Annotated in this window: 19 protein-coding genes; 12 read left to right on the top strand and 7 right to left on the bottom strand. The window is 65.8% G+C overall.

Annotated features, from left to right (window positions below; genetic code table 11):
• Positions 1-7 precede the first annotated feature (7 nt).
• Positions 8-1,441, top strand: a complete 1,434-nt coding sequence (locus C7401_RS15760) for an aldehyde dehydrogenase family protein (protein WP_112172316.1) — start codon at positions 8-10, stop codon at positions 1,439-1,441.
• Positions 1,434-2,549: a histidinol-phosphate transaminase gene (gene hisC / locus C7401_RS15755; protein WP_112172315.1), complete on the top strand. Its 1,116-nt coding sequence runs from the start codon at positions 1,434-1,436 to the stop codon at positions 2,547-2,549. Before C7401_RS15760 ends, hisC begins: the two co-directional genes overlap by 8 nt.
• Positions 2,550-2,612: 63 nt before the next feature.
• Here the strand turns inward: hisC and C7401_RS15750 are convergent, their stop codons facing one another.
• The gene (locus tag C7401_RS15750; protein ID WP_112172314.1) at positions 2,613-2,831 is read right to left on the bottom strand and encodes a hypothetical protein; all 219 of its coding nucleotides are present in this window, start codon (positions 2,829-2,831) and stop codon (positions 2,613-2,615) included.
• 319 nt (positions 2,832-3,150) lie between these two features.
• On the opposite strand from C7401_RS15750, the gene ilvD reads away from it, so the two are divergent.
• The gene (gene ilvD / locus C7401_RS15745; RefSeq protein WP_112172313.1) at positions 3,151-5,010 is read left to right on the top strand and encodes a dihydroxy-acid dehydratase; all 1,860 of its coding nucleotides are present in this window, start codon (positions 3,151-3,153) and stop codon (positions 5,008-5,010) included.
• A gap of 143 nt (positions 5,011-5,153) precedes the next feature.
• Here the strand turns inward: ilvD and C7401_RS15740 are convergent, their stop codons facing one another.
• Entirely contained in the window at positions 5,154-7,397 is a 2,244-nt protein-coding gene (locus C7401_RS15740) for an NADP-dependent isocitrate dehydrogenase (protein ID WP_112172312.1), read from the bottom strand.
• Positions 7,398-7,895: 498 nt separating this feature from the next.
• On the opposite strand from C7401_RS15740, the gene C7401_RS15735 reads away from it, so the two are divergent.
• Positions 7,896-8,312 (top strand): MarR family winged helix-turn-helix transcriptional regulator, encoded by a 417-nt coding sequence (locus C7401_RS15735; RefSeq protein ID WP_112172311.1) that lies wholly within the window; start codon positions 7,896-7,898, stop codon positions 8,310-8,312.
• 63 nt (positions 8,313-8,375) lie between these two features.
• A complete protein-coding gene (locus C7401_RS15730; RefSeq protein WP_146757931.1) occupies positions 8,376-8,624 on the top strand; it encodes a hypothetical protein in 249 nt (82 codons plus the stop codon).
• Positions 8,625-8,648: 24 nt separating this feature from the next.
• Here the strand turns inward: C7401_RS15730 and C7401_RS15725 are convergent, their stop codons facing one another.
• A complete protein-coding gene (locus tag C7401_RS15725; RefSeq protein WP_112172309.1) occupies positions 8,649-9,473 on the bottom strand; it encodes an alpha/beta fold hydrolase in 825 nt (274 codons plus the stop codon).
• Between the two features lie 290 nt (positions 9,474-9,763).
• Positions 9,764-10,696 carry a LysR family transcriptional regulator gene (locus C7401_RS15720; protein WP_112172308.1) on the bottom strand — a complete coding sequence of 311 codons (933 nt, stop codon included), beginning with the start codon at positions 10,694-10,696 and terminating at the stop codon, positions 9,764-9,766.
• 117 nt (positions 10,697-10,813) lie between these two features.
• Between C7401_RS15720 and C7401_RS15715 the strand changes: the two genes are divergently transcribed.
• The 6 genes from C7401_RS15715 to C7401_RS15690 all read left to right on the top strand — a co-directional run bounded on the left by C7401_RS15715 (position 10,814) and on the right by C7401_RS15690 (position 17,668).
• A complete protein-coding gene (locus tag C7401_RS15715; RefSeq protein ID WP_112172307.1) occupies positions 10,814-11,692 on the top strand; it encodes an alpha/beta fold hydrolase in 879 nt (292 codons plus the stop codon).
• Positions 11,693-11,727: 35 nt separating this feature from the next.
• On the top strand, positions 11,728-13,146 hold the full coding sequence (gene leuC / locus C7401_RS15710) for a 3-isopropylmalate dehydratase large subunit (protein WP_112172306.1): 1,419 nt from the start codon (positions 11,728-11,730) through the stop codon (positions 13,144-13,146).
• Entirely contained in the window at positions 13,139-13,780 is a 642-nt protein-coding gene (leuD, locus tag C7401_RS15705; protein WP_112172305.1) for a 3-isopropylmalate dehydratase small subunit, read from the top strand. Before leuC ends, leuD begins: the two co-directional genes overlap by 8 nt.
• A 67-nt stretch (positions 13,781-13,847) precedes the next feature.
• On the top strand, positions 13,848-15,170 hold the full coding sequence (locus C7401_RS15700; RefSeq protein WP_112172304.1) for an MFS transporter: 1,323 nt from the start codon (positions 13,848-13,850) through the stop codon (positions 15,168-15,170).
• Between the two features lie 181 nt (positions 15,171-15,351).
• A complete protein-coding gene (locus tag C7401_RS15695) occupies positions 15,352-16,371 on the top strand; it encodes a Gfo/Idh/MocA family oxidoreductase (RefSeq protein ID WP_112172303.1) in 1,020 nt (339 codons plus the stop codon).
• 106 nt (positions 16,372-16,477) lie between these two features.
• Positions 16,478-17,668 carry a sugar transporter gene (locus tag C7401_RS15690; protein ID WP_112172302.1) on the top strand — a complete coding sequence of 397 codons (1,191 nt, stop codon included), beginning with the start codon at positions 16,478-16,480 and terminating at the stop codon, positions 17,666-17,668.
• Here the strand turns inward: C7401_RS15690 and C7401_RS15685 are convergent.
• Positions 17,662-19,353 carry an ABC transporter substrate-binding protein gene (locus C7401_RS15685; RefSeq protein WP_112172301.1) on the bottom strand — a complete coding sequence of 564 codons (1,692 nt, stop codon included), beginning with the start codon at positions 19,351-19,353 and terminating at the stop codon, positions 17,662-17,664. The two genes, C7401_RS15690 and C7401_RS15685, sit on opposite strands and share 7 nt — an antisense overlap.
• A gap of 225 nt (positions 19,354-19,578) precedes the next feature.
• Here C7401_RS15685 and C7401_RS15680 point away from each other — a divergent pair, with 225 nt between their 5' ends.
• Positions 19,579-20,355 (top strand): TIM barrel protein, encoded by a 777-nt coding sequence (locus C7401_RS15680; protein ID WP_112172300.1) that lies wholly within the window; start codon positions 19,579-19,581, stop codon positions 20,353-20,355.
• Here C7401_RS15680 and C7401_RS15675 read toward each other — a convergent pair.
• Both C7401_RS15675 and C7401_RS15670 read right to left on the bottom strand, forming a co-directional pair.
• Positions 20,342-21,775 carry a sensor histidine kinase gene (locus tag C7401_RS15675; RefSeq protein ID WP_112172299.1) on the bottom strand — a complete coding sequence of 478 codons (1,434 nt, stop codon included), beginning with the start codon at positions 21,773-21,775 and terminating at the stop codon, positions 20,342-20,344. The two genes, C7401_RS15680 and C7401_RS15675, sit on opposite strands and share 14 nt — an antisense overlap.
• Positions 21,762-22,427, bottom strand: a complete 666-nt coding sequence (locus tag C7401_RS15670; protein ID WP_112172298.1) for a response regulator transcription factor — start codon at positions 22,425-22,427, stop codon at positions 21,762-21,764. The genes C7401_RS15675 and C7401_RS15670 overlap by 14 nt, the downstream gene beginning before the upstream one ends.
• Positions 22,428-22,518 lie beyond the last annotated feature (91 nt).

The following is a 22,518-nucleotide window of genomic DNA, read 5'->3' as shown; positions in this document are numbered from 1 at the left end:
AGGCGTCATGCAAACACTCGATTCGTACTATTGCAACGGACGCTGGGTGCCGGTGGCGGGGCACGCGCGGCTCGCCGCCTGCGATCCATGCAGCGGCAGGCAGGTCGCCATGGTGGCCGTGTGCGATGCCGCCGAAGTGGACGCCGCCGTGCGCGCCGCGCGGCTCGCGTTCGACGGCTGGGCGACGACGCCCGTGTCGATACGCAGCGCCGCTCTCAGGCGCGTGCGTGACGCCATCGCTCAGGATATCGAAGGATTCGCGAGCGATCTCGCAAGCGAAATTGGCGTGCCGCTATGGGTTTCTCGCCAGATGCAGGTGCCCATGCCGCTGCGCAACCTCGAACTCGCGATCCAGGCCATGAGCGAGATCGAGCACGAGACGCGCATCGCGCACTCGCTCGTGGTGCGCGAACCGGTGGGCGTGGTGGCGGCCATCACGCCGTGGAATTTCCCGCTGCACCAGATCGTCGCGAAGGTGGGCGCGGCGCTCGCGGCCGGCTGCACCGTCGTGCTCAAGCCCAGCGAGCTAGCGCCGCTCGCGGCGCGCCGCTTCGCGCGCATCATGCACGAGGCGGATCTGCCGCCAGGCGTATTCAATCTCGTTTGGGGCGACGGACCCGGCACCGGCGCGGCGCTCGCCGCGCACCCGCTGGTCGACATGGTGAGTTTCACAGGTTCGCTGGCGGGCGGTCGCGCGGTTGCCCTCGCCGCCGCCGACACGGTGAAGAAGGTCGCGCTGGAACTGGGCGGCAAGTCGGCGACCATTCTGCTGGACGACGCGCCGCTTGCCGACGCCGTACCCACGGTGCTGCGCCAGTGCTTCACGAACAGCGGCCAGATTTGCGCGGCGCAAACGCGCCTCATCGTGCCGCGCGCGCGGCTTGCCGAGGTGGAAGCGCTGTGCGAGCGCCACGCGGCCGATTGGCAATGCGGCGAGCCGACCGACCCGCAAACGCGGCTCGGCCCCGTGGCGAACCTGCGGCAGTTCGAAGCCGTGCAGCGCCACATCGCCACGGCGCTGGACGAAGGCGCGCGGCTTGTGACGGGTGGCGCGGGCCGCCCGCCGGGCATCAGCGGCGGCCACTTCGTGCGTCCCACGGTGTTCAGCGACGTCAAGCCGTCTATGACGCTGGCGCGCGAGGAGGTGTTCGGGCCGGTGCTCGCGCTCATGAGTTACGACGACGAAGACGAAGCGGTCAGGATGGCGAACGATAGCGACTACGGCCTTTCGGGCGGCGTGTGGAGCGCCGACCCGCGCCGCGCGCTGCGCCTGGCGCGCCGCCTGCGCACGGGGCAGGTGGTGATCAACGGCGCGGCGCAGAACCTCGCCGCGCCGTTCGGCGGCTACCGGCGCTCGGGCATCGGCCGCGAGAACGGCCGCTACGGCGTCGAGGAATTCTTTGAACTGAAAGCGATCCAGGGAGGTTGCATCGATGAGTGAAGTGAACGAAGCGCCGGTGTGGCGTTTGCCGGCCCATATCCGCGCGTCGAAGCCGTATCAGCCGGGCAAGCCGATTGAAGCGCACGCGCGCGAAATCGGCGTGGCGGCCGAGGCGATCGTGAAGCTCGCTTCGAACGAGAACCCGCTAGGCATGAGCGCGGCGGCGCGCCTCGCGCTCGCCCAGGAAACGAATGCGCTCGCGCGTTATCCCGACAACGACTGCCACGCGCTCGTGAGCGCGCTGTCGCGCAAGCTCGATGTGCCGCCTGACTGGCTCGTGACCGGAAATGGTTCGGAGTGCATACTGGGTCTCGCGGCCACGGCGTTTCTCGAACCGGGCCGCCACGCGGTGTATGCGCAATACTCGTTTCAGGCTTTCGTGAACGCGGTCCAGCGCACGGGGGCCGGCCACCGTGTCGTGCCGGCGCGCGGCTTCGGCTGCGATCTCGACGCGATGCTGGCCGCCATCGACGACGACACGGGGCTCGTGTACCTCGCGAACCCCGGCAACCCGACCGGCTCGTTCGTGCCGGGTCCGCAGCTCGAACGCTTCATTGCGCGCGTGCCCGCCCATGTGCCCATCGTGCTCGACGAGGCCTATTTCGAGTATTTGCCCGATGAGGACCGCTACGACAGCCTCGCCTGGGTGCGCCGCCATCCGAACCTGATCGTCACGCGTACGTTCTCGAAGGCGTATGGGCTCGCGGGGCTGCGCGTGGGTTACGGCGTCGCGCAGCCCGAACTGGCGGCCTTGCTCAATCGCATCCGTCCCGCATTCGTCGTGACGGAGCAGGCCGAACGCGCCGCCGTGGCGGCGCTGGACGACGAGGCGTTCCTCGCGTGCAGTCGCGCGGAAAATGCGCGCGGCCTGGCGCAGCTCTATGCGGGCTGCGACCGGCTGGGACTCGCGTATTTGCGTTCGCGCGCGAATTTCGTGCTCGTGCAGGTGGGCGACGCTGCCGCCGTCAACGCGTGCCTGTTGCGCCAGGGCGTGATCGTGCGCCCCGTGGGCGTGTACGGCCTGCCGCAATGGCTGCGCATTTCCGCAGGCACCGCGGCGCAGAACGCGCGCTGTCTGGAGGCGCTGGAGCAGGCGCTGAAAGGCTGATCGGCGCCGGATTGGCCCTGATCGGCACCGGGTGCGAGGGGCCTGCATGCGCAGGCCCCTCGCTCAGCGCAATCTCACGCGCCAGAGTTCGTGGCCCGCGCAGATCGCGAGAAACACGCCCAGCAGAATCGCAGCGACCGAGGCGGACTCGCCGCCTGCGTTCGCGCCGCCGTGCAGTGCGTGCAGCCATAGACCGACGCCGGCGCCCGCCGCGGCCAGCCCGAGCGTGAGACCCGTCACGGCGAGCGTGACGTGCCGCCGTGCTTGATGCCAGTGCTTCATATTGCTCCCCGTTATTCGTATTGCCGGGCGTGCTATCAACGCCTGAAAGCCACAATACGCCGCCAATTTTCGCGCGACATCCGCTGTCAAAAATACGCAGCGCGCCGATCATGCGAAGCGCGCATGACGGGCGGCTAAAAAAACGCGCCAAGTGCGTGCATTGCCGCCCGAACCATGGGCAGTCGGCGCGGCGCGCGGCGGTGTGGGATAATCGGAGGTTTGCCCAGAGCGCAGCTCAAGAGGTTGTTCGCAAGGGCGTGTGTGGGGCCTTTATTCCCGTGGCCCGCTTCCTTTCTGCGATTTTTCTTCAACAACCACAATGCCCGCATACCGTTCCAAAACCTCCACCGCCGGCCGCAACATGGCAGGTGCGCGTTCCCTGTGGCGCGCCACCGGCATGAAAGACGAAGACTTCGCCAAGCCGATCATCGCGGTCGTCAACTCGTTCACCCAGTTCGTGCCCGGCCACGTGCACCTGAAAGACCTCGGTCAACTCGTTGCGCGCGAAATCGAAGCCGCGGGCGGCGTGGCCAAGGAATTCAACACGATCGCCGTGGATGACGGCATCGCCATGGGTCACGACGGCATGCTGTATTCGCTGCCGAGCCGCGACATCATCGCGGATTCGGTGGAATACATGGTCAATGCGCACTGCGCCGACGCCATGGTCTGCATCTCGAACTGCGACAAGATCACCCCGGGCATGCTCATGGCCGCCATGCGCCTGAACATTCCCGTGATCTTCGTCTCGGGCGGCCCGATGGAAGCGGGCAAGACGCGCCTCGCGAACCCCGTGACCAAGGCCATCGAGGTCAAGAAGCTCGACCTGATCGACGCCATGGTGATCGCGGCCGACAGCAAGTACTCCGACGCCGAAGTGGCCGAAGTCGAGCGCTCCGCCTGCCCGACCTGCGGTTCGTGCTCGGGCATGTTCACGGCCAACTCGATGAACTGCCTGACCGAAGCGCTCGGCCTCTCGCTGCCCGGCAACGGCACCGTGGTCGCCACGCACGCCGACCGCGAGCAGCTCTTCAAGCGCGCCGGCCACCGCATCGTGGAACTCGCGCGCCAGTATTACGAGCAGGAAGACGAGCGCGTGCTGCCGCGCTCGGTGGGCTTCAAGGCGTTCGAAAACGCCATGACGCTCGACATCGCCATGGGCGGCTCGACCAACACCATCCTGCACTTGCTGGCCATTGCGCAGGAAGCGGGCATCGACTTCGGCATGGACGACATCGACCGCCTCTCGCGCGTCGTGCCGCAGCTGTGCAAGGTCGCGCCGAACACGAACAAGTACCACATCGAAGACGTGCACCGCGCAGGCGGCATCATGGCGATCCTGGGCGAGCTGGAGCGCGCGGGCAAGCTGCACACCGACGTGCCGACCGTGCACGCGCCCACGCTCGGCGACGCGCTCAAGCAATGGGACATCACGCTCACGCAGGACGAAGCGGTCAAGACGTTCTACATGGCCGGTCCCGCCGGCGTGCCGAGCCAGGTGGCGTTCAGCCAGAACACGCGCTGGCCGAGCCTCGACTCGGACCGCGCCGAAGGCTGCATCCGCTCGTACGAGCACGCGTTCTCGAAGGAAGGCGGCCTCGCCGTGCTGACCGGCAATATCGCGGTCGACGGCTGCGTGGTGAAGACGGCGGGCGTGGACGACAGCATCCTCGTGTTCGAAGGCACGGCTCACGTGACCGAGTCGCAGGACGAAGCGGTCGAAAACATCCTCGCCGACAAGGTCAAGGCCGGCGACGTGGTGATCGTGCGCTACGAAGGCCCGAAGGGCGGCCCCGGCATGCAGGAAATGCTCTACCCGACCAGCTATATCAAGTCGAAGGGTCTCGGCAAGGCGTGCGCGCTCTTGACCGACGGCCGCTTCTCGGGCGGCACCTCGGGCCTCTCGATCGGCCACTGCTCGCCGGAAGCGGCAGCGGGCGGCGCGATCGGCCTCGTGCGCGACGGCGACAAGATCCGTATCGACATTCCGAATCGCACCATCAACGTGCTGGTGTCCGATGAGGAACTCGCGCGCCGCCGGGAAGAGCAGAACGCGAAGGGCTGGAAGCCGGTGAAGGCGCGTCCGCGCAAGGTGTCGGCGGCGTTGAAGGCCTACGCCAAGCTCGTGATGTCGGCCGACAAGGGCGCCGTGCGCGATCTGTCGCTGCTGGACGACTGAGCTTTTTAAGTACGATGCGGGCCGCAAGGCTCGCATCGGACAAGAAGGGCAAAAAAAATCGAGCCTCCCACAGCGATGTGGGAGGCTCGATTCATTGGGTGGAGCGTTTCCCCCGCGCAACGCACGGGGGAGCAGTCCATCAATTACTTCGCAGCGGCTGCGATTGCGGCGTTGAACGTCGCGCTCGGGCGCATGACTTCAGCGAGCTTCGCGAAGTCCGGCTTGTAGTAGCCGCCGATGTCGACCGGCTTGCCCTGAACAGCGGCCAGCTCGCCCACGATCCTCTGCTCGTTTTCGGCCAGTGCCTTCGCGAGCGGCGCGAAGTGAGCGGCGAGTTCCGCGTCGTCCTTCTGAGCGGCCAGTTCCTGCGCCCAGAACATCGAGAGGTAGAACTGGCTGCCGCGGTTGTCCAGCTCGCCGGTCTTCGGCGACGGGCCCTTGTTGTTGTCGAGCAGCTTGCCCGTGGCGGCGTCGAGCGTCTTCGCGAGCAGCTTGGCGCGCGCGTTGTTCGTCTTGATGCCGAGGTCTTCGAGCGACACGGCCAGCGCGAGGAATTCGCCGAGCGAGTCCCAGCGCAGGTGGTCTTCCTGAACCAGCTGCTGCACGTGCTTCGGCGCCGAACCGCCCGCGCCCGTTTCGTACATGCCGCCACCGGCCATCAGCGGAACAATCGACAGCATCTTGGCCGAGGTGCCCAGTTCCATGATCGGGAACAGGTCGGTCAGGTAGTCGCGCAGGATGTTGCCCGTGACCGAGATCGTGTCCAGACCGCGGATCACGCGCTCGAGCGTGTAACGCATGGCGCGCACTTGCGACATGATCTGGATGTCGAGGCCCGTCAGGTCGTAATCCTTCAGGTACGTTTCGACCTTCTTGATCACTTCGTTTTCGTGCGGACGGTACGGGTCGAGCCAGAACACGGCCGGCGTGTTCGAGTTCTTCGCGCGCGTGACGGCGAGCTTGACCCAGTCGCGGATCGGCGCGTCCTTCACGAGGCACATGCGCCAGATGTCGCCTTGCTCGACTTCTTGCGTGAGCGCGTCGAGCACTTCGCCCGTGGCGTTGTCGACGATGCGCGCCGTGCCGTCCTGCGTGATTTCGTACGTCTTGTCGTGCGAACCGTACTCTTCAGCCTTCTGCGCCATCAGGCCGACGTTCGGCACCGTGCCCATCGTGCGCGGGTCGAATGCGCCGTTGGTCTTGCAGAAGTTGATGATTTCCTGGTAGATGCGCGCGAACGTGCTTTCCGGAATCAGGCACTTCGTGTCGGCCGGGCGGCCGTCGGCGCCCCACATCTTGCCGCCTGCGCGGATCATGGCCGGCATCGACGCGTCGACGATCACGTCGTTCGGTGCGTGCAGGTTCGAGATGCCCTTGGCCGAGTCGACCATGGCGAGCGCCGGACGGTGCTCGTGGCACGCGTGCATGTCGCGAATGACCTCTTCACGCTGCGATTCCGGCAGCGTTTCGATCTTCGTGTAGAGATCGACGAGGCCGTTGTTGACGTTCACGCCGAGCTGTTCGAACAGCTTGGCGTGCTTCGCGAACGCGTCCTTGTAGAACGTGCGCACGGCGTGGCCGAACACGATGGGGTGCGAAACCTTCATCATGGTCGCCTTCACGTGCAGCGAGAGCATGACGCCGGTCTTGCGCGCGTCTTCCATCTGCTCTTCGTAGAAGGCCAGCAGCGCGTTCTTGCTCATGAACATGCTGTCGACGATTTCGCCGGCCTGGAGCGAGACCTTCGGCTTGAGGACGATGGTTTCGCCGCTCTTCGTCACGAGTTCCATGCGCACTTCGCGCGCGCGGTCGAGCGTGATCGACTTTTCGCCGTGGTAGAAGTCGCCGTGCTTCATGTGCGCGACGTGGGTGCGCGAAGCCATGCTCCACTCGCCCATGCTGTGCGGGTGCTTCTTCGCGTAGTTCTTGACCGCGAGCGGTGCGCGGCGGTCCGAGTTGCCTTCGCGCAGCACCGGGTTCACGGCGGAACCGAGGCACTTCGAATAGCGCTTCTGGATTGCCTTTTCTTCGTCGGTCTTCGGATCTTCGGGGAAGTCAGGGACCTTGTAGCCCTTGCCCTGAAGTTCCTTGATCGCGGCGACGAGCTGCGGCACCGATGCGCTGATGTTCGGCAGCTTGATGATGTTCGTTTCCGGCAGCTGCGTGAGACGCCCCAGTTCAGCGAGGTTGTCCGGCACGCGCTGGTCTTCCGTGAGGAATTCCGGGAACTCGCCGAGGATACGGCCAGCAACGGAAATATCGCTGGTTTCGACGTTCACGCCGGCCGGGGCCGTGAAGGCGCGGATGACAGGCAGAAACGCGCTGGTGGCGAGCAGCGGCGCTTCATCGGTCAGGGTATAGATGATGGTGGGTTGCTGGGTACTCATCGGCTTCTTGGCGGGTTCTAAAACGGGGTGATAACACCACCGGCTGCGCGCAGTCGGCGAAACACTTGGATTTTGCCTGATTTTGGAGCGGCCCAGGGGGCAACCGAACATGAATTTCATATCGTGGAAAGCCGTTGCGCGATGTTAATTGACCATTAACGCGGGCCGTTTGCCTTGCGCGGGCGGCCTCGCGCTGAAAACGTTTTCGTCCCGGAACCCCGTCAGACAAGGCCTGGCGGGCCGTTGTGGGCAATCTCATGACGCCGTCAGGGTTTTCCCGATCGCGCCCTTCATTCACTGTCAAGCTGGTAAAGACCCTTGTAAAAAGACGCGTGAATCGGGCAGTCTTATATAAGAATTTTTGTCCGGAGGCGGTCATTTCGGGGGCGAACGTCGGGGCCGGCCGGAAGGTGTCGAGGCAAGGCCGCCGCGCAAATCGATCCGCAGGCGTTCGCGATAACGATTGCCTTGCTAATCAATTCATGGTTTCATGTCGCCATGTTCGATCATTGCCTTTACTTCAATTCGGCGGCGCTCGCGCGTCTCGTGGAGCGCGAATGGGCCGCCGCCTATGCGCCGTTCGGCCTCACGCCCGCGCAGGGCTTCGTGCTGCGCGTGGTGCTCGCGAAGCCGGGGTGCCTGGCGAGCGACGTTGCGCAAACGCTCGGCATCGCACGGCCCACGGCCACGCGCCTCGTCGACAGCCTGTGCGAGAAAGACCTGCTCGAACGTCGCCAGGGCGAGGCGGACGGCCGCGAATGGGGGCTCTTTCCCACGGCGCGCGGCACGGCGCTCGATGGCCCCATCAACGGCGCGAGCGCCGACGTCGCGCGGCGCCTGCGTGCGCAAGTGGGCGCCGACCTGTTCGAGTCGACGGTGACGGGCATGCATGAGATCCGCAAGGGACTCGCGTGAGGGTGGCTCGCGCGATTTTTTTTGCGCAGATGATTGTCTTGCTAATCAATAAGGAGAATAACCATGAGCGAAGCGGCGCTAAAGGGTGCAGGGGCCGAGGGATGGCGTTGGGCGATGGGTCTGACGATTGCCGCGCTGGCGGTGGGCGCGGTCGTTGTGGCGATGGTTTATATGCCGGGCGCCGTGGAGGCGAACAACCGCGCCTGCGTGGCCGCCTACGCGAACGACTTGCACGCCGACCTCGCGGCGTTCGGGCAAGACCCCGCGTGGCAGGTGCAGTACGTGCAGGCGTTGACGGCGTGCTCGCGTTGAGCGGGCACGCCGCGCGCAGCCGCGTTACTTGCGGTTCAGGAACGCGAGCAGATCGGCGTTGACCTGGTCGGCCATCGTCGTGCACATGCCGTGCGGGCCGCCCGGATAAATCTTGAGCGTGGCGTCCTTGACGATCTTTGCGGAGAGCTTGCCCGCGTCGTCGATCGGCACGATCTGGTCGTCGTCGCCGTGCAGCACCAGCGTGGGCACGTCGAACTTCTTGAGGTCTTCCGTGTAGTCGACTTCGGAGAACTCGTGCACGCAGTCATGGAGCGCGAGGATGCCGCCGAGCATGCCTTGCAGCCAGAACGAGTCGATCGTGCCCTGCGAGACTTTCGCGCCGCTGCGGTTGAAGCCGTAGAACGGCACCGCGAGTTCCTTGAAGAACTGCGAGCGATTGTCGATCACGCCCTTGCGGATGCCGTCGAACACATCCTTGGGCAGGCCGCCCGGATTCTTTTCGCTCTTGATCATGATGGGCGGCACCGCGCCGATCAGGACCGCGCCCGCCACGCGCTTCGTGCCGTGACGGCCGATGTAGCGCGCGACTTCGCCGCCGCCCGTGGAGTGACCGACGAGCGTGGCGTCTTTCACGTCGAGCTTGTCGAGCAGTTCGGCCAGGTCGTCGGCCCAGGTGTCCATGTCGTTGCCCTTCGCGGGCTGATCGGAGCGGCCGTGGCCGCGGCGGTCGTGTGCGATCGTGCGAAAGCCGTTTTGCACGAGGAAGAGCATTTGCGCGTCCCAGGCATCGGCCGAAAGCGGCCAGCCGTGCGAAAAGACGACGGGCCGGCCGCTGCCCCAGTCTTTGTAGTAGATCGACGTGCCATCGCGGGTGGTGAAAGTGCTCATCGGAAACTCTCCTGTTTCGAACTACGTACGAATCACGAAGCGGACAGACGCTCTCGCGCCCACGCGTCTTGCGCGCGGCCGTCAGCGACAACGTCCGGGGGTTAGGGCGACACGGGTACGAAGCATGCCGGAACCTGCGCGTCACACAGCGAGGCAGGGACGGCATGGAGATCAGTATAGAGACAAGCCGCTGGTTATGCCGTGGAGGTGTACGCGCGCATTAACGCGTGCAAGCATCGTTTTATAGCCGGCTTTTCGCGCGTTTGCCGCGGACGTTTGCAGACCCGGTTTCATGGCCGGGCCGCCTTGCCATGCGCCGCCTTTTTCCCCACGGGCTCCTCGCGCAGATAGTCGCCGAGAAACTCCACGAAACTGCGCAGCTTCGCGGAGAGCTTGTTGCGTTCGAGATAGATCGCGTGAATATCGGCGTTCGGCAGCGCCCAGTCGGCGAGCAGCGGCACGAGTTCCCCGCGCTCGATGTGCCCGCCGATTTCCCACTGCGAGCGCACGACAATGCCGCGTCCGTCGAGCGCCCAGCGCAGCACGCTGCTGCCGTCGTTGCTGGACAGCGCGCCGTCGACCTTCACGGTCTCGGCGCGCTTGCCGCGCGCGAAGTGCCATGTTCCGTACGCCGAATCATTTTCACGCAGCACGATACATGTGTGCTTCGTGAGATCGTGCGGCGCGGCGGGCTTGCCATGCTGCTTTAGATATGCGGGCGACGCGCACACGATGCGCCGGTTCTTCAGCAGAAGGCGCGCGTTGATGCGCGCGTCGGGCACTTCGCCAAACCGTATGCCGAGATCGAAGCCTTCTTCCTGAAGACTGAGCGGGCGCTCCGTCAACTGCAACTGGATCTTCATCGCGGGAAAGCGCTCGACATATGCCGACACGGCGGGCGCGACATGCGTGCGGCCAAAGCCGAACGACGCGTTCACGCGCAAGAGGCCCGCGGGTTCGCCACGGCTGCGCGTGACGAGCTGCTCCAGCTCCGACAGCTCGTCGAGAATGCGCGACCCGTTCGCGAGATACAACTCGCCTTCCGGCGTGAGCGAGAGACGCCGCGTGGTGCGGTTCACGAGCCGCACGCCAAGGCGCTGCTCCAGTTGCGCGAGCCGCTTGCTCACGGCGGGCGGCGTGACCCCCAGTTCGCGCGCCGCCGCCGCCAGATTGCGGTTGCGCGCCACCAGCGCAAACAGGTTCAGATCGGAAAATGCATCCATGGCGCCGCTCCCTGCGCTGCGTTTGATTCGTTCCTGAAAGTTACGACCGGATTGCTTTTGCGGAAACCCAATCGCCCACGGCATCAATTAGACTGCAAGCCACTTCGGGAGACAAGCATGTTCGAAGGCTTCACCAACGTCGCGGCGGATATCGACGGCGTTCGCATTCACGCGCTCAAGGGCGGGCGCGGTCCCGCGCTGCTGCTGCTGCACGGCCATCCGCAAACCCACGCGATCTGGCACAGGGTGGCGCCGGCGCTTGCCGAGCGGTTCACGGTGATCGTCGCCGACCTGCGCGGCTACGGCGAAAGCGGCAAGCCGCAAGGCGCACCCGACCATTCCACCTACGCCAAGCGCCGCATGGCGCTCGATCAGGTCGAACTCATGCGGGGCCTCGGCTACGCGTCGTTCGCGCTCGTCGGTCACGACCGGGGCGGGCGCGTCGCCGCGCGCATGGCGGTCGATCATCCTCACGCCGTTACGCGGCTCGTGACGCTCGACGTCGCGCCGACGGTCGCGATGTACGAGCAAACCTCGTTCGCATTCGCGCGGGCCTACTGGCACTGGTTCTTTCTCGTGCGCCCGGCGCCGTTTCCGGAAACGCTGATTCGCGCCGACCCCGACCTGTATCTGAAGCAGACCATGGGCGCGCGCAGCGCGGGGCTCGCCCCGTTCGCACCCGAGGCCTACGCGCACTATCTGCGCTGCCTCTCGGACCCGGCCACGGCGCACGGCATCTGCGAGGACTACCGCGCGTCGATCACGATCGACCTCGAACACGACCGCGCGGATCTCGCGGCGGGCAAGCGCATCGTGTGCCCGTTCCTCGCCTTGTGGGGCGCGCACGGCACGGTCGGCCAGTGCTTCGATCCATTGGCCGAGTGGCGAAGCTGGAGCGAAAGCGTGAGCGGCGAGGCGTTGCCGTGCGGACACTACATGGCGGAAGAAGCGCCGCAACTGTTGCTCGAACACGTGCTGCCGTTTCTCGATCGCTGATTCGACCGTTTGACCATTTTCAGTCGGGTTTCATCATGTCCTCACACACGCTTTATCAAAAACTGGTTGATTCGCATACCGTATCAACCATCGACGCCGAGCACGTTCTGCTCTACGCCGATCTGCACATCATGAACGAGTACACCAGCCCGCAGGCTTTCGCGGGTCTGGCCGAAAAGGGACTGCGCGTGCGGCGTGCGCGCCAGCAGATGGGCGTGGTCGATCACGTGATTCCGAGTCGGCCGGTGCCCGTCGCCGCGCGCACGATCGAGATCGTCGACGCGGCGAAGCAGGCTGCCAACTTCACCCGCAATTGTGCGGAGCAGGGCATTCACCTGTTCGATATTCACGACCCCGTGCAGGGCATCGAACACGTCGTCGCGCCCGAGATCGGGCTGATTCGTCCCGGCATGGTCGTGCTGTGCGGCGACAGCCACACGACCACCTATGGCGCGCTTGGTGCGCTCGGCTTCGGCATCGGCACGTCGGAGGTCGAGCACGTGCTGGCAACGCAAACGCTCGTGTACCGCGTTGCGAAGGACATGCGCATTGTCGTGGACGGCGCGCTGCCGCCCGGCACGACCGCGAAGGATCTCGTGCTGCACATCATCGCGAAGATCGGCGCGCAAGGCGCGCGCGGCTACGCCGTGGAATACGCGGGCGAGGCCATCGCCGCGCTGTCGGCCGAGGCGCGCATGACCCTGTGCAACATGACCGTGGAAGCGGGCGCGCGCGCCGCGCTGATCGCGCCGGACCGCACGACGCTCGACTATGTGCGCGGCAAGGTGCGCGACCTCGACGCGAAGACGCTCGACGCCGCGTGTGAGGCGTGGTCGAAGTTGCACCCCGACGCCGATGCGCATTTCGACGCGGAGCATCGCTTCGACGCCGCGCGCATCGCGCCTTACGTCACGTGGGGCACGAGCCCGGACCAGGCGGTTCCCGTGGACGGCTGCGTGCCTCTCGCCGCCGAAGGCTCGGGGCTCGATGCCGCGACGCTGCACAAGGCGCTCGACTACATCGGCCTGCGCGCCGGCGCGCCGATCGAGGGCACGCCGATCGACCGCGTGTTCATCGGCTCGTGCACGAATGCGCGCATCGAGGACCTGCGCGCGGTGGTACAGGTCGTGCGCGGGCGCAAGGTGGCCGCGACGGTGCGTGCGATGGTCGTGCCCGGATCGGGCATGGTGCGCGACCAGGCGGAGCGCGAAGGCATTGCGCAGGCGCTGATCGACGCGGGCTTCGAATGGCGGCAACCCGGCTGCTCGATGTGTCTCGCGATGAACGACGACGTGCTCGCCCCCGGCGAGCGCTGCGCATCGACAACGAACCGCAATTTCGAAGGACGCCAGGGACGCGACAGCCGCACCCATTTGATGAGCCCCGCGATGGCCGCCGCCGCCGCGATCGCGGGCCGTATCGTCGACATTCGCAAGGAGCTTGCACATGGCTAAGCCGTTCACGATTTCCGGCGTCGCCGCGCCGCTGCCGGTCAACAACCTCGACACCGACCAGATCATGCCGAAGCAATTCCTGCTCGGCATCGACAAATCGGGGCTCGCGCGCGGGCTGCTGTACGACCTGCGCTTCGATGCCGAAGGCCGCGCGCGCGAAGCCTTCGTGCTCAATCGCGCCGACTATCGCGGCGCGAAGATCCTGATCGGCGGCTCGAACTTCGGCTGCGGATCGAGCCGCGAACATGCGGTGTGGGGCTTGCAGCAGGCCGGTTTCGAGGCCGTGATCGCGCCGGGCTACGGCGAGATCTTTTACTTCAACGCGATGAACAACCGGCTGCTGCTCGTCACGCTGCCGCCCGAACAGGTCGAGGCGCTAGTCGAGGAAGTCGAAGGCGGCGGCGACAAGACGCTCTCGATCGATGTCGAGAACGAAGTGGTGGTGACGCCTTCGGGGCGGCGCTATGCGTTTTCGCTGGCTGCGCGCCAGAAGCAGATGCTCGTGGAAGGGCTCGACATGATCGGCATGACGCTGCGCCAGCAAGAGGCGATCGACGCGTTCGAGGCAAGGCATTGGGCGGCGCAGCCTTGGTGCCGCATCGATTTGCCCGCGCAACAGCGGCAAGCGTCGTGATTGAACGACAACGCTGACCGATAAAACCAGACGTTGCGCGCGCAGCGCGCAACAGGAGGAGACAACCATGAGCACTGCCGCAGTCCACCCCCAGGACGCCGCCGCGCTGGAAACCGGCGTCGTGCGCAAGGTCTCACGACGCATCACGCCGTTCATCATCGTCCTGTATTTCCTGAGCTTTCTGAATCGCGTGAACGTCGGCTTCGCGGGCCTCACGATGAATCACGACATCGGGCTCTCGCAGGCCATGTTTGGCATTGGCGCGGGCATATTCTTCGTGGGCTATATCGCCGCCGGCATGCCGTCCAACCTCGTGCTGCAACGCGTTGGCGCGCGAAAATGGATCGCACTGCTGATGGTCGTGTGGGGCGTGCTCTCCGCGGCCACGGCGTTCGCCAGCGGCCCGTACAGCTTCTACACGCTGCGCTTCGTGCTCGGTCTGGCCGAGGCAGGCTTCTTTCCCGGCATCATTCTCTACCTGAGCTTCTGGTTTCCCGCGCGCCATCGCGCATTCGTCACGGCGATGTTCATGACCGCCGCGCCGCTCTCGAACATGATCGGCTCGCCCATTTCCGGCGCGCTCATGAATCTCGACGGCGTTGCGCACCTGCACGGCTGGCAGTGGCTGTTCCTCGTGGAAGGCGCGCCCACGGTGCTGCTCGGCGTCGTGTCGTTCTTCTATCTGACCGACCGGCCTGACGACGCCCGATGGCTCGCGCCCGCCGAGCGGCAGTGGCTGAGCGACGCAATGCGGCGCGAACGCGAGGCGAAGGCCACGCAGAGCCAGTCGAGCGTTTGGGCGGCGGTGAAGGACCCGCGCGTGCTGCTGCTGGCGCTCGTCTACGCGGGCACGTCGACCGGCCTGTACGCCATCGGCATCTGGGCGCCGATGATCATTCACCGCTTCGGCTTCAGCTATTTCGAGCTGGGCCTGGTGAACGCGATTCCCAATCTGTTCGCGGTCCTCACGATGGTGCTCTGGGCCCGGCACTCGGACCGCACGAACGAGCGCCGGCTGCACGTTGCGATTGCGTGTCTCGCGGCCGGCGTCGGCATGCTGCTGTCGGGGTACGCCGCCAACGCCATCGTGTTGATCGTCGGGCTTTCGATCGCGAATTTCGGCATCAACGCGGCGAAGCCGCCGCTCTGGAGCATGCCCACGCAGTTCCTGTCGGGCTCGGCTGCGGCCGCGGGCATTGCGCTCATCAACGCGATGGGCAGCCTGATAGGCGGCACGATCGGCCCGATGGTGATCGGCCGGCTGCGCGACGTGAGCGGCGACTACTCACTGGGGCTGTACTTCGTGAGCGCGATGCTGCTGGTTTCCGCCGTGCTTGCCTATGCGTTCGGGCTGCGCGCCCGGCGCGCGGCGCTCGACGTAAGCTGCTGATTTGTATCGGGATAGCCGATCTGGATGTTTCCGGTCGCGTCTGCGGTGTTGAACAGGTCCTAAGATCGACCTGACGCCTGCTCCCCGTGGGACAGGCGGGAAGAACACAACACTGGAGACGCGCACGATGCCCCACGGCTCATCGCATGGTGCGCGAGATAAAACGTAGAGGATTCCTGATATGTCGCGTAACAAATCCGTCAATATCGGCCTGATCGGCGCGGGCCGTATCGGCTCGTTTCATGGGGAAACCGTGGCACGCCGCCTCGTGGACGCCCATCTCGTCGCGATTGCCGATCCCGCGCCCGGCGCGGCCGAGAAACTCGCTGCTGCGCTCGACGTCGACCACGCCTATACGGATGTGGCGCAACTGCTCGCGCAACCCGGCCTCGACGCCGTCATCATCGCCACGCCCGCGCGCTTTCACACGAACATCGTGGTGCAGGCCGCCGAAGCCGGCAAGGCGATCTTTTGCGAAAAGCCGATGGCGCTGACACTCGAAGAGGCCGACCGCGCGATCGCCGCCGCGCGCAGCGCCGAAGTGCCGTTGCAGGTGGGCTTCAACCGCCGCTGGGATCAAGCCTTTGCCGAAGGCCACGCGGCAATCGCGGCGGGCCGGATCGGTGCGCCGCAACTGCTGCGCTCGCTCACGCGCGACCCCGGCCCATTTGGCGGTGATCCCGCGCGCATCCCGCACTGGACCATTTTCTACGAGACCCTGATCCACGACTTCGACACGCTGCTGTGGCTCAACGCCGGTGCGCGCGCCACGGAAGTCTACGCGGCGGGCGACGCGCTCGTGCGCCCCGACGCGAAGGAAAAGGGCTTTCTGGATACGGCGGTCGTGACGATCCGGTTCGACAATGGTTCGATCGCGGTGGCGGAGGCGAACTTCTCGGCGCTGTACGGCTACGACATTCGCGGCGAGGTGTTTGGTCCGGGCGGCATGGTCACCATGGGCGATGTGCGCCGCTCCAGCATGACGCTGTTCGACCGGCACGGCGTGTCGCAAGACACATGGCGTCGCGACACGGAGCATTTCGTGGCGGGCTACACGGTTCAGCTTGCGTCCTTCGTGCAGGCCGTTCGCAAGCGCGAGCCCGTTGGCGGGCCGACCGGCGAGGACGCGCGCCGCGCGCTCGCCATTGCGCTCGCGTGCATCGAATCGGTGCGCGAGCAGGGGCCTGTTGCCGTGAGGTGAGCGGGCGCGGCCCGACGGGCGACCAGCAGGCGTTGGGCCGTTTCAGGCATGGTCGGGCGAGCAATACGCGATAATTGCGCCTTGTCGATTTTCGCATCAATCTGGTATGTCAACGCCTGAACCGGTTTCGTCCCGACATTCGTGGTGGGGAGTGCTCGTATTAGCGCTCTCGGCTTTTATTTTCAACACCACCGAATTCGTGCCCGTTGCGCTGCTCAGCGCAATTGGCGACAGTCTGCACATGAAGTCGACCGATGTGGGCATCATGCTGACGATCTACGCGTGGACCGTGGCCGTCGCTTCGCTGCCGTTGATGCTGCTGACCCGCAACGTGGAGCGCCGCAAGTTGCTGACCATCGTGTTCGCGCTCTTTATCGTGAGCCATGTCGTGACGGGCGTTGCCTGGAATTTCACGGTGCTGATGGTCGGGAGAATGGGCATTGCATTCGCGCATGCGATTTTCTGGTCGATTTCCGTCTCGCTCGTGGTGAGGCTCGCGCCGCCCGGCAACAAGAGCCGGGCGCTCGCCATGCTGGGAATGGGCACCTCGATCGCCATGGTCGCGGGCATTCCGCTCGGGCGCGTCATCAGCGAACTGCTCGGCTGGCGTCAGGCCTTTCTCGTCATCGCGGGCGCGGCTGCCGCCGCGTTGCTCATGCTGCGCATGACGCTGCCGTTGTTGCCGAGCCAGCAAGCGGGCTCGTTCAGCAGCGTGCCCGTGCTGTTCAAAAAGCCGATGCTCGTGTCGCTCTATCTGATCACGATTCTCGTCGTCTCGGCGCATTTCACGTCATACACGTATATCGAGCCGTTCATTCAAACCGTTGGGCACCAGAGCAACCACCGGATCACGTATCTGCTCATCCTGTTCGGCAGCGCGGGCATTCCCGCCGCCATCTGCTTTAACCGCATCTACCCGAAGCAGCCTGGGCAATTCCTGCAAGGCGCCGTGTTCGCGGTGTTCGTGTGTCTGCTCGTGCTGTTTCCCAGCGCGCTCAGTATCGTCACGCTCTCCGTGCATACGGTGATATGGGGCGGCGCGATCGTCTGCTTCGGTCTCGCGATGCAGGCGTGGGTGTTGAAGCTCGCGCCGGAAGCGGCGGATCTCGCCGTGTCCATCTATTCGGGGCTCTATAACGTGGGCATCGGCGCGGGCGCGCTGCTTGGCAACCATATCGCGAACGACTTCGGCGTTTCGTGGGTGGGCACGTTCGGCGGCGTGGTGGGCGGGCTCGGCGCGGCGGTGTGCTGGCTGGCGCTGCGCATGTATGGCCGGGCGCACGCGTCCGCTCATTGAGCGGCGCTTGAAGGCGAGCTTGAGGCCGCGCGATGGCCTGCGCCTGACGCGCCCACGAGGTTCGCGACGCCTGCGTCGAGGTCGGCCTCTTCGTTGAAGAGCAAGGCTTCGAGGTGCGAGCTCAGCACGTCGACCAGTTCGTGATACTGCGAAACCGCGGGCGAGGGAAACGCCTGGACGTGGTGCGCCTCGCGCGGGTGTTGCGCCCGCATGAGCCGGTCGATCTCGCCGATCACCCGATTGCGTTGCAGCACGTAGCGGTCCTCCGCCACCGAGTAGCGCGCGTTGCCCGCCGCGCCGTGCAACACGAAATACTTCATCATCTCAGGGGAGCCCAGCGTTTCGACCGCTTGCCACGCGAGGCGTATCGCGCTTTCGTTGCTGGCGGAAGGGATGGCGAGCAGCGCGCCGCCCAACGGCGACACCGGCGTCATGTCCGCATGAATCGTGGGGTGTTCGAGCAGCCCGATGCTCGCGCCGATCTCCAGCAGCTTGTGGCCGTCCAGCGTGCCGTAGCGGTTCGACCAGTGGTAGCACATGGCCGCATTGCCGCCGCCGAAGATCTGCACGCTGCGCGCCCAGTGATTGGCGCGCAGATTGCCCGGGGAGTAGGGAATGAGCGCGCGCAGATAGTCGATCACGCTCCTGCATGCGGCCATATCCAGTTCGAGCCCGTCGTCTCTCGTCAGCACGCCGCCCTGAGCGCCGAGAATTTGCAGGAACATCTCCGCGAGCGGCAGGCCAGGCGCCGCCGTCCACGTGATGCCGAAGCGCCCCCGGCTCGGGCGATGCAGCAGGCGCGCGCAGTGAATCACGTCTTCGAAGGTGCGCGGCGGTTGCAGCCCTTCGGCGTCGAACAGATCCTTGCGATACCAGAGGAAGTCCACGGTGGGCTGAACCGGAATGCCAAACAGATGGCCCCGGCTCCATCCGGCCTGCCACACGGCGTCGTAGAAGTCGGCCCCGGAAACGGCGCCGCCCGCTTGTAACGCCTGGAGATCGAGCAACTGCTCGCGGCGGCTCAAGCCGCCGAGCCACGGGAACGGTATGGCCACGACGAGCGGTGCATGGGCGTCGCGCTGCGCAGCGCTCGCAAGCGCATCGTCCAGCACCGCGCGGTACGTGTCCTGCGGATAGGTCGCGATACTCACGCGCATGCCGAGGAAGCGCTCGATATCCGTGCGGTTGTGCTTGAGGATGTCGAAAACCGGATCGGCATAGGCGAGCAGCGTGAGGTCGACATTGCCGTTGAAGCCCGCCGCCGCAGGGCGCGGCCACGCGATCTCCACCGGAGCGGCGAGACTCCTGGCGTCGAAGTGATCGACCGCGCGCGCATCGACGGCGCTGATCAGCAGATTGATCGTTTGCCCGGTGAGACTGTCCAGATGTTCGAGCAGCCGCTCGGAGGGCATGACGTGCTCGCGGTTGTGGGCCGCCGAGATCGGCTTGAACTTGAGGAGGCCTTTCGCCTTGAGCGCGAAGATGATGCGGCGCGCCGTGGTGCGCGGCAAGCCGGAGCTGTCGGCCAGCGAGGTGATCGTGGTTTGGCGTTTGCCCAGATGATTTTGCAGCACCGTGCTCAGAATCGGCCAGCTTTCGTGCGCGGTGTCGCCGAATTCGGTCCGTAATAGCTGCGAAAGCCTGTCGATGACAGCGATCGCCGCGTAGCGGTCGCGCGCATGCATGTTTCGGCACTCCTGCTCGTGGATGGGCCCGAGTCGAGTCTAGCAGAGAGCCGCCGCCGCTCGTAAGAGGGCCGGGTGCGCTTTTCATCGTCGCAAGTGGATGCTTTTAAAGCATATAACCATAATGAACGTTTTGCCCGAATGGCGGCGCTGCGGATCGGCTCTAAGATTTCCGTGCATGGCGACCTGCCCTTTCAACCTCAGCGGAATTGCTAAGGAATACACATGTTCAATCTTGCCGTATGCGCGGAAATGATTTTTCGTGACCTGCCCGTTGTCGAGCGAATCCGGCGTATCAGCGCGCTGGGATTCGATGTCGAGATCTGGGACTGGACCCGGCACGATATCGGCGCGCTCGCTCGCACGGGCGCGCGTTTTTCGTCGATGACGGGCTATGTCGAAGGCGACCTCATCACCGCGCGCGGCGCCGACGCGCTGTTGCGCACGGCGGCACAGTCCATCGAAACCGCGAAGCGCCTCGCTTGCCCGCGCCTGAATCTGCACGGCACGGGGCTCGACGCGAAGGGCTTGCCGGTCACGCCGGTGCCGGTCGTGAGCGGCGAGATGTGGCTGGCCGCGCACGCGACGCTCGCGCGCATCGCCGTGCTGGGCGCACAGCACGACGTGGTGTTTTGTCTGGAGAATCTCAATACCGAGGTGGACCATCCGGGCGTGCCGTTCGCGCGCGCCGCCGACACGCTCGCGCTCGTGAAGGCGATCGACAGCCCGCATCTGCGCCTGAATCTCGATCTCTATCACGCCCAGATCGGCGAGGGCAACCTGATCGAACTCGTGCGCCGCGCGGCGCCCTATATCGGCGAGATTCAGGTGGCCGACGTGCCGGGCCGCAAGGAGCCGGGCACCGGAGAGATCAACTACCCCGCGATCGCGCGCGCGCTTGCCGCGCTGGACTATCGCGGCACGATAGGTCTGGAAGGCTGGGCAAGCGGCGACGACGAACTCGCGCTGCGGCGCTTTCGCGAGGCATTCACGGTGTCGTAGCCCGCGCGTCCTCGCCCGTAGCGGTCGCGCGGGGAAACGTCAGCACCACGGCAAACCCGCCGCGTGCGGGAAACGCAAAACCCACGCTGCCGCCGTGCGCCTTCATCACGGCCTGCACGATCGCGAGTCCGAGGCCGGAGCCCGTGGGCCGCTCCGCGCCTTCCTGCGCGAGGCGCTCGAACGGACGCAGCGCCGCTTCCCAATGTTCACGGGGCATGCCCTGGCCGTTGTCGGTCACGGTGAGGGTGACGGTGTCGCGCGCGGCGTCGGGGGTGACGACAGTGACGACGATCTCGTCGGCCTTGCCGTGCAGCAGCGCATTGTGCAGCACGTTCGAGAGCGCTTCCTGCAAGCTCACGGGGTCGCCCGCAATCCATACTTGCGGCGCGCTGCTCTCGAACGCCACATTCACGTCGCGTTCGTCGGCAAGCGGTATCGTGCGGCCGAGCACTTCCTTAGTCAGCTTCGCGAGATCGACCGGTTGCAGCGGCACGACCTCCGTGCGATGAATCACCATGGCGTGGTTGAGCAACTGGCCCGTGAGGCGCCCGACGTCGGAGCAGGTCGTGCGCAACGCTTCGAGGCGCGCCGCGTGGCGCGTGGGATCGGACTCCGTGCTGAGCAGTTCGATCTGCGCGTCGAGGCGTGCGATCGGCGTGCGCATCTGGTGCGCGGCGTCGGCGATAAAGCGCTGCATGGCCGTCATGCGCTCCGCGAGGCGGCTGATCAGGCCGTTGATGGCGCCAATCAGCGCGTTGATCTCGCTGGGCGTGTCATGCGCCACGGGCCGCAGGTCGGCGGGGTCGCGCGCGGCGATGATCTGCTCGATCTGCGCAAGCGGGCGCAGGCCGCGCCGGATCGCCAGGCCGCTCGCGCCGATGGCGAGCACGCTCATCAGCAGAATGAGCGTCCACACCTTGAAGCTCATGTCGTTGGTCAGTTGCTGGCGCGCGTGCGTGGTTTGCGCGACCGTCACCATGGCCCAGCCGGGCGGGTGGGCGTCGGACATGTAGCGGCCGATGGTCGCCGTGCGCACGCGCTCGCCCTGGTAGCGGCCGTTCGCGAACGCAGGCCCCTGACGCGCGGCGAGGGCGTTCGAGGGACCAGGAAGGTCGCCGTAGCCCGCCACCACGACGCCGCGCGCATCGACCACGCGGTAGTAGACGAGGTCGTAGCGCGAGAGTGACGACAAGGCGGCCACGGGTGGGTTCAGCGCGAGCACGCCGCCCTGCACGTAGAGGTTTTCGGCGACCTGGATGGTTGCGCCCGCAAGGAGCTGGTCATAGGCGCGCTCGGAGGCGACGCCCGCGTAATAGCGCGCGATGCCCGCGAGCGCCGCCGCGCCCGTTGCCACGACCAGCGCGACGAACAGCAGCGTGCGGCCGAGCAACGTTTTCGGGAACCAGTCAAAGCGCGGCAATTTGATATCCCATGCCGCGCGCCGTGCGAATCTCGACGGAACTGCCTTGCAGCTTCTTGCGCACGCGCGTGACATATTGTTCGACGGCGTTCGCGCTCGGCTCGTTGCCGTAGCTGAACAACTGGTTCAGCAACTCCTCTTTCGGGAAGATGCGCTGCGGGCGGCTGGCGAGGATTTCGAGCAGCGCGAACTCCTGGCGCGAGAGCGAGAGCGGTTTGCCGTCGAGTTCGGCGAGGCGGCTGCTGCGGTCGATCGTAAGGCCGCCCAGCTTCACCACATCGTTGGCGTGCCCGCTGTTGCGGCGCAGGAGCGCCTGCACGCGCGCTTCCAGCTCGCGGTAATCGAATGGCTTGACGAGGTAGTCGTCGGCGCCCAGACCAAAGCCGCTCACGCGGTCGTCGATCGCGGAGCGCGCCGTGAGGAGCAGCACCGGGGTCGTGCTGCCCGCCGCGCGCAGGTTGCGCAGGATCGCGAAGCCGTCCATGCCCGGCAGCATCACGTCCAGCACCACGAGGTCGAAGCGCTCGACGCCCAGCAGGCTGTTGGCGGTCGCACCGCTCGCTTCGAGGTCCACGGCGTGCCCGAGGCGCGTGAGCCGCCCGCGAACCGCCGCGCCGATTTCCGCGTCGTCTTCCACCACCAGAATGCGCATGTTGCCGTTCCTGCCGAGTTCTTCATGGGTTCGATTGCGGGTTTTCCCGAGGCCCGCCAAGGGGACTTTCTCAGCATTTTCTCAGACTCGC

The organism is Paraburkholderia unamae (assembly GCF_003268775.1).
GTDB classification, from domain to species: domain Bacteria; phylum Pseudomonadota; class Gammaproteobacteria; order Burkholderiales; family Burkholderiaceae; genus Paraburkholderia; species Paraburkholderia unamae.
This window is presented reverse-complemented; position numbering and strand designations above follow the sequence as displayed.

Bases quoted from the DNA above. Each gene is read 5' to 3' on its own strand.
- C7401_RS15700 (WP_112172304.1), top strand. From the start codon at position 13,848: ATGAGCACTGCCGCAGTCCACCCCCAGGACGCCGCCGCGCTGGAAACC.
- C7401_RS15670 (WP_112172298.1), bottom strand. From the start codon at position 22,427: ATGCGCATTCTGGTGGTGGAAGACGACGCGGAAATCGGCGCGGCGGTT.
- leuC (WP_112172306.1), top strand. From the start codon at position 11,728: ATGTCCTCACACACGCTTTATCAAAAACTGGTTGATTCGCATACCGTA.
- C7401_RS15720 (WP_112172308.1), bottom strand. From the start codon at position 10,696: ATGGATGCATTTTCCGATCTGAACCTGTTTGCGCTGGTGGCGCGCAAC.
- C7401_RS15690 (WP_112172302.1), top strand. From the start codon at position 16,478: ATGTCAACGCCTGAACCGGTTTCGTCCCGACATTCGTGGTGGGGAGTG.
- C7401_RS15730 (WP_146757931.1), top strand. From the start codon at position 8,376: ATGAGCGAAGCGGCGCTAAAGGGTGCAGGGGCCGAGGGATGGCGTTGG.
- C7401_RS15685 (WP_112172301.1), bottom strand. From the start codon at position 19,353: ATGCATGCGCGCGACCGCTACGCGGCGATCGCTGTCATCGACAGGCTT.
- ilvD (WP_112172313.1), top strand. From the start codon at position 3,151: ATGCCCGCATACCGTTCCAAAACCTCCACCGCCGGCCGCAACATGGCA.
- C7401_RS15735 (WP_112172311.1), top strand. From the start codon at position 7,896: ATGTTCGATCATTGCCTTTACTTCAATTCGGCGGCGCTCGCGCGTCTC.
- hisC (WP_112172315.1), top strand. From the start codon at position 1,434: ATGAGTGAAGTGAACGAAGCGCCGGTGTGGCGTTTGCCGGCCCATATC.
- C7401_RS15725 (WP_112172309.1), bottom strand. From the start codon at position 9,473: ATGAGCACTTTCACCACCCGCGATGGCACGTCGATCTACTACAAAGAC.
- C7401_RS15740 (WP_112172312.1), bottom strand. From the start codon at position 7,397: ATGAGTACCCAGCAACCCACCATCATCTATACCCTGACCGATGAAGCG.
- C7401_RS15680 (WP_112172300.1), top strand. From the start codon at position 19,579: ATGTTCAATCTTGCCGTATGCGCGGAAATGATTTTTCGTGACCTGCCC.
- C7401_RS15760 (WP_112172316.1), top strand. From the start codon at position 8: ATGCAAACACTCGATTCGTACTATTGCAACGGACGCTGGGTGCCGGTG.
- C7401_RS15750 (WP_112172314.1), bottom strand. From the start codon at position 2,831: ATGAAGCACTGGCATCAAGCACGGCGGCACGTCACGCTCGCCGTGACG.
- C7401_RS15695 (WP_112172303.1), top strand. From the start codon at position 15,352: ATGTCGCGTAACAAATCCGTCAATATCGGCCTGATCGGCGCGGGCCGT.
- leuD (WP_112172305.1), top strand. From the start codon at position 13,139: ATGGCTAAGCCGTTCACGATTTCCGGCGTCGCCGCGCCGCTGCCGGTC.
- C7401_RS15715 (WP_112172307.1), top strand. From the start codon at position 10,814: ATGTTCGAAGGCTTCACCAACGTCGCGGCGGATATCGACGGCGTTCGC.